Source organism: Chryseobacterium sp. BGARF1, assembly GCF_001677955.1.
Taxonomy (GTDB): Bacteria; Bacteroidota; Bacteroidia; order Flavobacteriales; family Weeksellaceae; genus Chryseobacterium.
Genome location: NZ_LELA01000181.1, coordinates 1 through 11,228 on the forward strand (window position 1 = coordinate 1; position 11,228 = coordinate 11,228).

The following is an 11,228-nucleotide window of genomic DNA, read 5'->3' on the forward strand; positions in this document are numbered from 1 at the left end:
TAGGATAAATAACTGTCCCCGAAATATTTTTAAGACCGTCTTTTACCAACTCAATGGCCATAAATACATTTGAAGGAACGTCAAAAGGTGCTTTGATATTCCATTTTTCAGCAGGTTCAAATCCAAATTTTGGATAATAATGCTCATGTCCTAAAACAATTACTGATTGATAGCCTAATTTTTTGGCAGTGTCAAGGGCATGTTTAATTAACCGTTCGCCAATTCCATTTTTTTGAAACTCGGGTAACACAGCCATTGGTGCAAGCCCTAAGCTTTCATGAAGATTTTCTTTTTTGTCTTTTATAGTGATCCTGGTCAACAGAATATGCCCAATAATCTTGTTTTTTTCTGTGGCAATAATAGAAAGTTCCGGAATAAAAACATTTGGATTATCTCTTAATGCATTTACTAATTTGGCTTCATTATCTTGCCCGAAAGCTTTATTATTAAGCTCAAATACTTCTGAAAAATCATCCTGTGTTTCTTGTCTATAAATTACTTCTTCTGTCATATTGTTTTTCTTTCTGTTAATTTGTTTAAGTTAAATTTATAACAAAAAACTGAGTTTTATATTTTGAGTAGCTTGCTAAAAAAACTAGCGTAAATTAATTTTTTATCAAAAGGTTTAAAAATTATTATTTTCATTTAATTGACCCATTGTGTATTTTGTAAATACTTTTAGATGATTGACATTTAAATGATTGTATTTTTTTTCTAAATGAAATGCCTTTGTTTGTCATAAAGAAAGAATTCATTGTAAAAACTTTGTCTGTCTTGGCGGATAAAAACACAAGGGTATACAAAGAATTTAATAAAAAAACTGAAATAAAGCTAAACAAAGCCGTTTCACTTATTTTCGAAAGACAAAGATTCAAAATGCACAACGAGTTTTAAATATTAAACTGTTTCCAACCTTTTTACTCAACACAGCATCTTTAATTAAAAAGAGACCATGAAAATTATTTTACCAAAACCATGTCAGGAAAACTGGGAAACAATGACTCCTCAAGAAAAAGGAAGATTCTGCGCGGTTTGTTCAAAGACTGTCAGAGATTTTACAGAGGATTCTGATGATGAAATTTTAGATTTTTTTTCTGATAGCTCATCCCAAAATGTCTGCGGAAACTTTTACGAATCACAGCTTAACCGAAATATGCAATATTCATGGGTTAATTCACTTTTCTCAAAGTTTGCCATTGGTTTTGTCTTAACAGCAGGTGGAATTATTTCTACAAATGCTCAGGAAAATGACTCTGTGAAAAAATCGGTTCTTTCAAGTCTTCAGGGACAGATTATTTGTCTTTCGGCTGCTCCGGAGAATACTATTCTTAGACCTTCAACCAGAGGTATGCCTTCTTCAATTCAAGGAAATAATGAACCTTTATGGGTTGTAGACGGAATAATTGTGGACGCTAAAACGGTAAAAGACCTTAATCCTAAAAAAATTAAGAATCTTGAGATCATTAAAGGAAATTCTGCTGTTGCTATTTATGGAAGAGATGGAAATAATGGAGTTATCGTTGTTACCACCAAAAAAGGTTTTAGAAAGAAAAATTAATAATCATTAAGTTGCCGGAAAGTAAATAGAAGATAATTAGTATTCATGTATTTTTATTGAATATTAGGTTTTTATAAGTTTTAAAATAAATAATTCGTACCTTCAATACGATTTTTTTAAGTTCATCTTATTTATTTTTTAACCTATGAAACACTTAAGATACATCTTACTTTTCCTTTGCAGCTGTTGGCTTTTATCCTGTATTCAATCAGAACTTCCCAATGCGGAAGCCGATATTCTATCTTGCGACATAGATCCTGCTATCTTGCGAAAAGATCCGATTATACAAAACAACCGTATTCAAATTTTAGTAAAACCGTCCACAGATATTACTAAACAGGCGCCTGTCTTTACATTAACTCCCGGAGCTACTATCTTTCCGGAAAGTGGAACTGTATTGAACTTCAGCCAACCCCAAATCTATACAGTTACCTCAGAAGACCGTCAGCATCAGAAGAAATACGAGGTTTCTTATATTATTTCTACGGTAAGTTCTATGTACAGTTTTGAGAACGTACGTCTTGAAAATGGTAAGTTTGATGTTTTTTTTGAAACCGATGCAAACGGTCAAAATATTATGGATTGGGCAAGTGGAAATTCGGGTTTCGGTCTTACAGGTGCCTCTTCTACGCCCGAAGGTTATCCTACAACACGTTGGGCAGAAGGAAAAATAGGGCAGGGAGTAAAATTGACCACACGATCTACTGGAAATCTTGGGGCTGTAATGGGGAAACCTATAGCTGCAGGAAACCTATTTATGGGAGAATTTGATCTGGCTGCTTCTATTACCAATCCTTTAAAAAGCTTACATCTTGGAGTGCCAGTAGATTTTGTTCCAGATGGGATGAAAGGTTTTTTCAAATATAAAGCGGGGTCTGTATATAAAGAGAATGGAGTAGTACAGCCAAACAAAAAAGACACTTGGGATATCTATGCTGTTTTTTTTGAAACAGATAACAAGCTGAAATACCTTGATGGAACAAATAAATTTACCCATCCTAATATTTATTCTATTGCCAAGGTCACAGATGCACAACGAATTGAAGCTTCAAACTGGACGGAATTTTACATTCCTTTTAATGTATTGAATAATAAAACAATCGACCAGCAGAAATTGAAAGATGGAAAATATAGTCTTACCTTAGTGTTTACGTCAAGTATTGACGGAGATACTTTTGCAGGTGCCGTAGAAAGTACTCTTTTAATTGATGAGGTCGAATTAATACATTAAAAATGAAATACAAACGATACCTTATTTTAATCCATTTATTCGTGTTTCTTTTTATAGGAAGCTCATTAATTTTTGCACAAGACTTAGATTCTGAAAAAAAAGAAACAGGAATTATTGAGTATCAATTACGAGCTGGAGTCAATATTGGAGGATTTACTCCCATTCCAATTCCTGCAGAAATTAGAGAATTGAGCAATTTTAATCCTATGCTGAATATCAGTCTTGAAGGAAACATTACTTATTTGTTCAAACAAACCCCTAATTCCTGGGGAATTAGGACCGGTGTTAAATTAGAAAATAAAGGTATGAAAGCCAATTCTAGAGTGAAAAACTATAGAATGGAAATTATAGGCGGAGGTGGTGAGAAAGTAGCAGGAAATTGGACAGGCGGAGTTTCAACCCATATTGCTAATTCGTACGTTACCATCCCTACCTTGGCTGTCTTTAAAGTAAATGACCGTTGGTCTTTTTCAGGCGGTGCTTTTTGGTCTTTTCTGATGGATAAAAATTTTTCAGGGTATGTTTTTGATGGCTATCTTAGAGAAGGTGATCCTACAGGGGTAAAGGTTATTTTCGAAGATGATAAAACGGCTTCTTATGATTTTTCAAATGACTTGAGGCATTTTTCTTACGGTCTTCAGTTGGGCAGTACTTGGCAGTTCTCTAAACATCTCAATGTTTTTGGTGATTTGAGTTTTGGCTTAAATAATATGTTTAAACCAGATTTTAAAACCATAACTTTTAAGATGAGACCTGTTTATCTGAATTTGGGAGCTGGCTATAGTTTTTAGAATAAAATACAACTCATTAATTATTTATAAACCTAATCAAAACAATTTTATTATGAACGAAACTTACTCTAAACCTTACAAATATTGGTTTTTACCAATTATTACCGGGATTATTTTTATCATTAGTGGGATTTATATTTTCCGGACACCATTATCCTCTTATTTAGCACTCACAATGCTTTTTGCTTCAATTTTCTTTATCAGCGGGATCTTTGAAATCATCAATGCACTTAGCAACAGGCATTTCAGAAATTGGGGTTGGGCATTGGTTGGCGGGATCATCGATTTGCTCTTCGGTATTATTTTAATGGCTTCACCGATGTTAACAGCAACTTTTCTCCCGATATACGTTGGGTTTATCATTATGTTTCGTTCTATTACAGGAATTGGGCATGCAATTGCTCTTAAAGAAATGAACGTCTCTGCATGGGCAATACCATTAATATTTGGAATTTTGGGAATTTTACTTTCTTTATTAATGATCTTCAATCCTTATATTGGTGGTTTAACGATTGTATATTACACGGCTTTCTCCATCGTTATGTTTGGTGTTTTACAGATAATTTTCGGGATTACTTTGAAAAAATTAAAACAGCTGTAATGTTCTGATAAATTCTAAAAAAGCAGTACAATTTTCCACAGTGGTACTGCGTTTTTGTAAAATATTATATAAAATAAAACCGCAATGAAAATATTGCGGTTTTCTGATTCATTGAAATCAGCTATAAAATTTAAAAAAGAGTTTTATTTGTTGATGAGAAACCTTGTTAAGATTTCATTTAAATGATCTACGTGTGTAATGTTTAACCCGTGTGGAGCACCTTCAATAATGACAAAATCATTATCAGCAATTCCTGCGGCAGCTTGTTTTCCTGCAGTTTCTATAGGAACAATCTGGTCGTCGTCACCATGCACAATTAAAGTTTTTACATTAACGTTGCCTAATTCTGGTCGGAAATCTGTATTTGCCCAACTTTCAGCGCATTTTATCGTTGCAATTGGAGAGGCCTGAGAGGCAATAGACCAATCATAATCTAATTGTTTTTGACTCACTTTTTGAGAAAGTAATCCGTAATTGTAAAAGTTTTTGTGGAAGCTTTCAAGGAAAGTGATTCTGTCTGTTTTTAAACTGGTTAAGATTCCATATAATTCTTCTTCAGAAACTCCATGCGGATTATCGTCTTTCTGTTTTACCAAAGGAATAATAGAAGAAATTAGGGCTACTTTATCTACGTTTTCAGAACCGTAATTGGTTAAATAACGTACCACTTCACCACCGCCCATTGAGAATCCGAAAAGAATGACGTTTTTTAATTCTAAATGAGCAATAAGTTCGTGTAAATCTGTAGTCAATCCGTCATAATCATAACCCTCTAAAGTAGGAGATGATTTTCCGAAACCTTTTCTGTCGTAAGTGATGACTCTGTATCCTAAATCTAAAAGTACAGGAACTTGTAGCTCCCAAGATTTTCCGCTCAATGGCCATCCGTGAATTAAAATAATCGGTTGTCCGGAACCGAAATCTTCGTAATAAAGTTGAAAATTTTTGCTGTCTTGTTTTGTAAGGTAAGGCATATTTAGATTTTTTTGGTGTGATTGATAAAACACAAATTTTAAGCCACGAATAAAGTGAAATGAAGATGTGGTATATGTTTGTGATGATTTTAATATTTTTAACAGATGCAAGATGTTTCAATATTTAATTCATCTTACGTGTATTTTCACAAGCTTGTCAAGGTTAATATTTATTATGAAAATAACTTTGACAAGGTTATCCAGTAAAAGATTATTGAGCAGTTATTAAAGAAAAAATAAAAAAGATTGTAACATTTATTTCAAACAACTACTAACTCTACAGAGCGTAAAGAAACCATGACCTCACAACAAGAATTTATTACCAAAATCGAAAAGCATAAAGGAATCATTTTTAAGATTTCTAAAATGTATATGGATGATAAAGACGACCGCGATGATCTTTTCCAGGAGATTACGTATCAGGTCTGGAAAGCATATCCAAAATTTAAAAGGGAAAGTGAATTTTCAACCTGGCTGTACAGAATTGCACTCAACACCGCAATTATTTTCTTAAAATCGGAAAAGAAAAGAAGTTTTATAGCCAATGAAGATTTTTCGAATTATAAAATTATTGAGGATGACTACGACCATGAAAAAGAAGAGAAGCTTGCCGAAATGTATAAAGCCATTAATCAGCTAAATCCTATCGATAAAGCATTTATTTTCTACTACCTAGAAGATTTTTCGGGAAAACAAATTGCTGATCAAATGGGAATTTCTGAAGGAAATGTAAGAGTGAAAATGAATCGCGCCAAAAATAAACTGAAAGATATTTTAAATAATAAATAAGCTGGAAGCCGGAAGTTTAAAGCTGGAAGACTTCCAACATCCATCTCCCAACTTCCAGCCAAGAATTAAAACAAACATTATGAATATAGATGATCTAAAAAATGCATGGAATGACGATGTTTCTGATGAAACACCCGAAATCAGTATTGAACAGAAAAATAAAATTAATCTTCCGCTAGAAAAGATTAGAAAAAATATGCGAATGGAATTTTGGTCTACCGTAGGAATATTACTTTTCGGATTTGCTGTGGTCTGGATTCCGGTTCCTGAAGCTCCGTTCAAATTTAAATTTTATTTGACAGTTTTACTTTTCTCAATGGTAATTGTGGTGTCATTTTTCTTCAGCAAGTTCTTTAAATTATACAATAATATAAGCAACCCAATGATGAATACTTACGATTCTTTGAAAGATCTAATGTACCAGTTTGACCTTAATAAGCAGTATTACCTTTCATTTATGCTTTCATTTGTACCATTTTTGGTCTGTGAGCTCATTATTGTTGTCGAGTTTATCCCACATCCTAAGCCGTTGAGTGATTTTAAGGTAGCTACTACAATTCTTTCTACACTTGCAATTGGTCTTTTTGGTCTTTTCTTGCTTGGAAAATATTGGTATAGAATGTTTTATGGGAAATATGTTCAGCAGATAGAAAATATTTTGATTGAATTTGAAAAAAAGTAAATTGATACGAAGGTGCGATTTTTATTATGTCGATTATTAGTCGTATCTTCGTAACAATTAAATTTAATGACAACAAAGTACTTTTTTCCGGTAAAGTATACCTCGATTTCGCTTTCGTTGTCTTTATCATATCTTCATGATGATAAATTTTTAAAAAATTCTAAAGAGTTTATTTAATATCCCTGTCGAGACTCAGGACAGGGCATTGTTAAGTGTTTTTACTCAAATTCATTTTTTTTCTGAATGTGCATTCTGCATAGCTTCTCACAAATTTTTGTGCACGAGGGTTATGTCTGAGTCAATATTCTGCATTCAGAAATTTCAATTTTTTAAAAATAAAATTATGTCAGAACAGATTATTTTAACTACAGGAGTATATGATTTAATAAAAGACCATTTAAGAAGAAAAAAAACAACTGCTGAAGAAGAAAAAATACTTCTCGCACAATTAAGAAATGCAAAGCAGGTCTTACGTCGTGATTTACCAAAAGATGTTGTAACCATCAACTGTGAAGTTAAAATAAAAGATTCTTCACACCCTCAAGAGCAAAAATTTGTGATCGTTTCTGAGGATAAGGCTAAAGTGAAAAAAGGAAAATATTCTGTATTGTCTAATATTGTATTAGCAATTGTAGGAAATAAAGAAGGTGAAATTATCGATTGGCCTTTTGAAAATGGTGATAGGAAAATTGAAATTCTTAGTGTAGAACATATCAATTAATTGAAAATAATGATATTGAAAGCTCCCAAATTGGGAGCTTTTTTGAATTTTTGCCAACTTTTTTCGGGTCGATAATTTAGAAATAAAATCAATCTTTCTTTAAAATGCTTTTCGCAGAATCTGATGCAATCACCAAACCTGCACCGAGCATAATAATATCTTTTATAACCAATCTTCCGGCACCTGATAAATAGGGGAAACCATGCTGACTTCCGCCCAAATCGGGAACCCACGTTTCTGGTGTTGTAATAAGAAAAGAAAGAGTAACTACTGACATTCCGGCTGTTAAAATTCCACTTAAAACTCCAATTTTAGGATAAAAAATTCCTAGTAACACTAATATTCCGATGATGCAGATCACGGTTCCTAAAGCATAAGAAAAAATATAAGTACCATTGCTTTTGTGCCATTGAATATTTTCAGTAACCACTTCGCCTTCTTTGTTTTTATGAAGCTTGTAATTATCGGTATCGGAAACCTTTTTTTGAAGAAAAAAACTCATAAAAGGTGAATTTGCAACAAAAGGAATAATACCTTCCGCTTCATATTGAAAAGCTTTAAGACCTCCGATCCAGGCCATAACAATAAAAACACTTATTCTTAAAATATGGATGAAGTTTTTCTGAGAATTGGCTAAGAGTTCTAACATAATTTAAATTTTTAACAAAGTTATGTCGAATCAAAAGCTAATGAAATGGATGATTGTGGAACTTACTTGTACAAATCTGCCACAATAGAAATTCCTGTCTCTTTTCTAAATTGGGAAGGCGAAATTCCAACGTATTTTTTGAAATATTTACTGAAATGAAATTCATCATTAAAATTGAGTTCTACAGCGATTTCTTTGATCGATTTTCGGGTAAGATGAATCTCCTTTTTAGCTTCCAGAATTACCCGTTCCTGAATAATCTGAGAAGGAGTTTTATTAAATTTAGACTTTATTTTCTTGCTTAATGTATTAGATGTTATATTCAATAAATCAGCATAAAAAGACAGGTTTTTTTCTACTATAAAATGCTCTTCCACAAGATTCTGAAAAGATTTCAGCTCTTTAAAATCATCCTTTATTATTTCTTTATCCGGAAGTAATTTGTTCTTTTCCATGCTGGAAATTGCCAGTATTAACTGAAGATAAGACTGTAAAACCGAACTTGAAAAATCTTCTTTATGATTTACCTCCTGAATTTTAGAAAAATAATCTGAAATCTCCTGATAAACTTCATCCGTTAACGAAAAATGAGGGAAAAGATAAATGTTATTAAAAAGCAAACCATTACATGCCACTTCTTTTTTGTGATATTCTATACAGTAAAAATCACCGTGAAAATTTAAAACTTCAATTTCAATTTGATCTTCGCTTAAAATCTGAATATTCTGAAACGGCGAAGAGAAAAATACCGTTTTTCCTGTAAAATGATATTCGATAAAATCTACGATGATTTTTCCGCTTCCATTAAATAAAAAAATGTGATACATTGAATCACTGAATATATCTTTAAAATACTCTGAACTCTTTTTCTGAACCGAGAAAAATGTACTTTTCATATGATAAAACTACATAATTTTATTAAGCTTATTTAAATTTCAAATTAGTTATCACAGACTTATTGTATAATTTTTAGATAGTAATGAAAGTCTGCTAAAAAATTTACTGAGTATAATATGCAGGAAATTCTCTTAAAATTGAATACGAATCACGCCACTCAAAATATTTCGGACTTGCGCTTGAAACATTTTCAAATCCTCGATTTTCAAATAATTTCTTCGTTCGGGTTACATGAAAATACTGAGAAACTATGATGATACTTTTAAACTTATATTTTTCCTGGAATTTTAAAGTATTTTCAACGGTTAATCTGGTATTATTACCATAATTATCTACTAAAACGACAGAGTCTGGAATTGAATTTTTTACTAAAAATTCTTTCATTTTATCGCCTTCATAAAAACCTTCCTTACCTAAACCACCACTTACCAGAATTTTTTTGATACGATGATTTTTATAGAGTTCAATTCCGGTTTCCAAACGTTTTTCAAGCCTTTTCGACAAAGTTCCGTCTTCGTTCACTTTATTTCCTAGAATGATGGCAATATCTGCTTTTTCGCCCTTATCAGACAATCCATCAGTAATAATGTAAGTTGTATGAATGAAAAACCAGGAAATAATCAGAATGGCAATTAATTTAAAAAATTTCATTAATTTCTTCATCAATCTGTGGTTTTTAAGCTTTTCTCTTTTTCTATTTCAGCTTTCACCCAATCTAATTGTATATCATTTTTATCGATAATATCCTGAACGCTTTGAGAAATTTCAACATCTGGAACGACCCCTTTTTTTGTATTTGTAAAGTCAATATTGGGCTGTACCAAAAGTAATCCGATAGGTAGATCTATTTTAGAATTAGGAAGTATTTGATAAGAATAAAATCCTGCAACTGTTCCGTCATTGGCACCGCCGGTTTCTTCTCCTACTAATGTTACGCGCTTATCAAATTTTAATTTAGATGAAATAATAGACGATGCTGAAAAACTTCCGCCATTGATCAAAACATATACTTTTCCTTTGAAAGCATTTTCTTTAGGCTTTGTAGGCTTATTTTCTTTCATTTTATAATAGGCGATGCCATCTTTTCCTTTATATACATTCAAGGTTTGATAAAAGAAATATCCGGGATAAGCCAAACTTTTAAGAGTGTATTGCAGCGGATTTGATTTTCTGAAATAGTTGGTTTTAAGCGGAGTTACTCTCGATGTCAACTGAGAAGGTTTTATCAGAACAAAAGGTTCGGGAGCAAGATAAGAATAGAGCTGATTAATTTCGTAGAGTGAACCGCCATAATTTTCACGAATATCAATGATAAGGTAAGAAGATCCTGCATTTTTGATCTTGGCAAAAGATTCTTTATAAAATTTATCTGAAAATGTTCTTGAGAAGCTTTTGATCTTCATGTAAGCCATGGTACTGTCTTTGTCTAAAAATTTGAAGTTTCTGTTGTAAGAGCTTGTGGATGCTACATAATCGTTCAGTTTTTTTTCGGCAGTTCTCTTTTTATCGATTTTCTCTTTTTCAATTTCTGTTTTGTTTTTGCTTTCCCTTTTTAAAACCAGAGTTTGTTTTTTATCTTCATAAAGAGTTTCAATTTTTACACTGTCTAAAATTCCTTTTTCAGCAATAAAGAAATTAAAGAAAACATCTTTTAAATAATAAGGATAGAAAGTAGAATTGTAACCGTCACTGCTTATGAGTTCGCGATATTTTTTCAGATAATCAGTAATCGAAACCCCATTAATACTTAAAAGCTCTGTTCCGGGTTTAATATTCTCGATAGAATCTTTATTTTCAATGAAATACAAATGGTCATCTACTATATGATATTCAAATCTTCCAAAGAGCCCTTTTTTGTTTTTTAAAGCTTTAATTTCTTTTTTTGAAAACCTTTTTGCCGGAATTTTCAAAGATAAATGTCCTTCACGGATTTGGGCGATAACGGGTTGTAATTTAAAATAAAACTGAGCGGGAGTTAAAGGTTTATTAATAGTCATCTTTAAACTATCAAATTTAAAGTCGAGTTCTTTTTTTGAAATATACCAGTTTAAATTCGGATGCATCTCCTCAAGTTTTTGGTAGGCAAAATCTACATCCTGACGCAGTTTTTCAGGAGAAATCATGCATAATCTTTGCTCATTATACTTTTTTACAGAAGTACACGAAGCAAAAATTAGTATCATTAAAGTGAAAATGAAATATTTCAAAATAGATTTTTTTTGTAAACGAATTTAAAAATTTTTATAGATAAGTAGGTTAAAACAATTAACAATATATTTTTGGGCAGCTATTCCGCCCTCCGTTCCCAATCTTTTTTGCCCTCGTTTTTCCAGCA

At 32.0% G+C, this 11,228-nt stretch carries 13 protein-coding genes; 7 read left to right on the top strand and 6 right to left on the bottom strand.

The genetic code is table 11. From position 1 onward, the window contains the following. Window positions 1-511 (bottom strand): GNAT family N-acetyltransferase (locus AB671_RS21305; RefSeq protein ID WP_066764903.1); only part of this gene is annotated, 511 nt, incomplete at its 3' end. A gap of 441 nt (window positions 512-952) precedes the next feature. Between AB671_RS21305 and AB671_RS21310 the strand changes: the two genes are divergently transcribed. The 4 genes from AB671_RS21310 (at window position 953) to AB671_RS21325 (ending at window position 4,181) form a co-directional block, all read left to right on the top strand. Then, window positions 953-1,558, top strand: a complete 606-nt coding sequence (locus AB671_RS21310) for a TonB-dependent receptor plug domain-containing protein (RefSeq protein WP_066681318.1) — start codon at window positions 953-955, stop codon at window positions 1,556-1,558. 145 nt (window positions 1,559-1,703) lie between these two features. Next, window positions 1,704-2,789 carry a PCMD domain-containing protein gene (locus AB671_RS21315; RefSeq protein WP_066681316.1) on the top strand — a complete coding sequence of 362 codons (1,086 nt, stop codon included), beginning with the start codon at window positions 1,704-1,706 and terminating at the stop codon, window positions 2,787-2,789. Window positions 2,790-2,791: 2 nt separating this feature from the next. Continuing rightward, a complete protein-coding gene (locus tag AB671_RS21320) occupies window positions 2,792-3,580 on the top strand; it encodes a porin family protein (protein WP_066681314.1) in 789 nt (262 codons plus the stop codon). 52 nt (window positions 3,581-3,632) lie between these two features. Continuing rightward, on the top strand, window positions 3,633-4,181 hold the full coding sequence (locus AB671_RS21325; protein WP_066681308.1) for an HdeD family acid-resistance protein: 549 nt from the start codon (window positions 3,633-3,635) through the stop codon (window positions 4,179-4,181). A 143-nt stretch (window positions 4,182-4,324) separates the two neighbouring features. Here the strand turns inward: AB671_RS21325 and AB671_RS21330 are convergent, their stop codons facing one another. Then, window positions 4,325-5,155, bottom strand: a complete 831-nt coding sequence (locus AB671_RS21330; protein ID WP_066681306.1) for an alpha/beta fold hydrolase — start codon at window positions 5,153-5,155, stop codon at window positions 4,325-4,327. Between the two features lie 297 nt (window positions 5,156-5,452). Here AB671_RS21330 and AB671_RS21335 point away from each other — a divergent pair, with 297 nt between their 5' ends. The 3 genes from AB671_RS21335 to AB671_RS21345 all read left to right on the top strand — a co-directional run bounded on the left by AB671_RS21335 (window position 5,453) and on the right by AB671_RS21345 (window position 7,347). Further along, window positions 5,453-5,944: an RNA polymerase sigma factor gene (locus AB671_RS21335; protein WP_066681304.1), complete on the top strand. Its 492-nt coding sequence runs from the start codon at window positions 5,453-5,455 to the stop codon at window positions 5,942-5,944. 79 nt (window positions 5,945-6,023) lie between these two features. Then, window positions 6,024-6,626: a hypothetical protein gene (locus AB671_RS21340; protein WP_066681302.1), complete on the top strand. Its 603-nt coding sequence runs from the start codon at window positions 6,024-6,026 to the stop codon at window positions 6,624-6,626. Window positions 6,627-6,969: 343 nt separating this feature from the next. Further along, window positions 6,970-7,347: a GreA/GreB family elongation factor gene (locus tag AB671_RS21345; protein ID WP_066681321.1), complete on the top strand. Its 378-nt coding sequence runs from the start codon at window positions 6,970-6,972 to the stop codon at window positions 7,345-7,347. A gap of 88 nt (window positions 7,348-7,435) precedes the next feature. On the opposite strand, the gene AB671_RS21350 is transcribed toward AB671_RS21345, so the two are convergent. From AB671_RS21350 to AB671_RS21365, 4 genes are all read right to left on the bottom strand, one after another. Next, window positions 7,436-7,996, bottom strand: a complete 561-nt coding sequence (locus AB671_RS21350; RefSeq protein WP_066681300.1) for a DUF417 family protein — start codon at window positions 7,994-7,996, stop codon at window positions 7,436-7,438. A 62-nt stretch (window positions 7,997-8,058) separates the two neighbouring features. Then, window positions 8,059-8,892 carry an AraC family transcriptional regulator gene (locus AB671_RS21355; RefSeq protein ID WP_066681299.1) on the bottom strand — a complete coding sequence of 278 codons (834 nt, stop codon included), beginning with the start codon at window positions 8,890-8,892 and terminating at the stop codon, window positions 8,059-8,061. Window positions 8,893-8,995: 103 nt separating this feature from the next. Continuing rightward, a complete protein-coding gene (locus AB671_RS21360; RefSeq protein ID WP_228391049.1) occupies window positions 8,996-9,544 on the bottom strand; it encodes a YdcF family protein in 549 nt (182 codons plus the stop codon). 11 nt (window positions 9,545-9,555) lie between these two features. Beyond that, window positions 9,556-11,076 carry a S41 family peptidase gene (locus AB671_RS21365; protein ID WP_066681297.1) on the bottom strand — a complete coding sequence of 507 codons (1,521 nt, stop codon included), beginning with the start codon at window positions 11,074-11,076 and terminating at the stop codon, window positions 9,556-9,558. Window positions 11,077-11,228 lie beyond the last annotated feature (152 nt).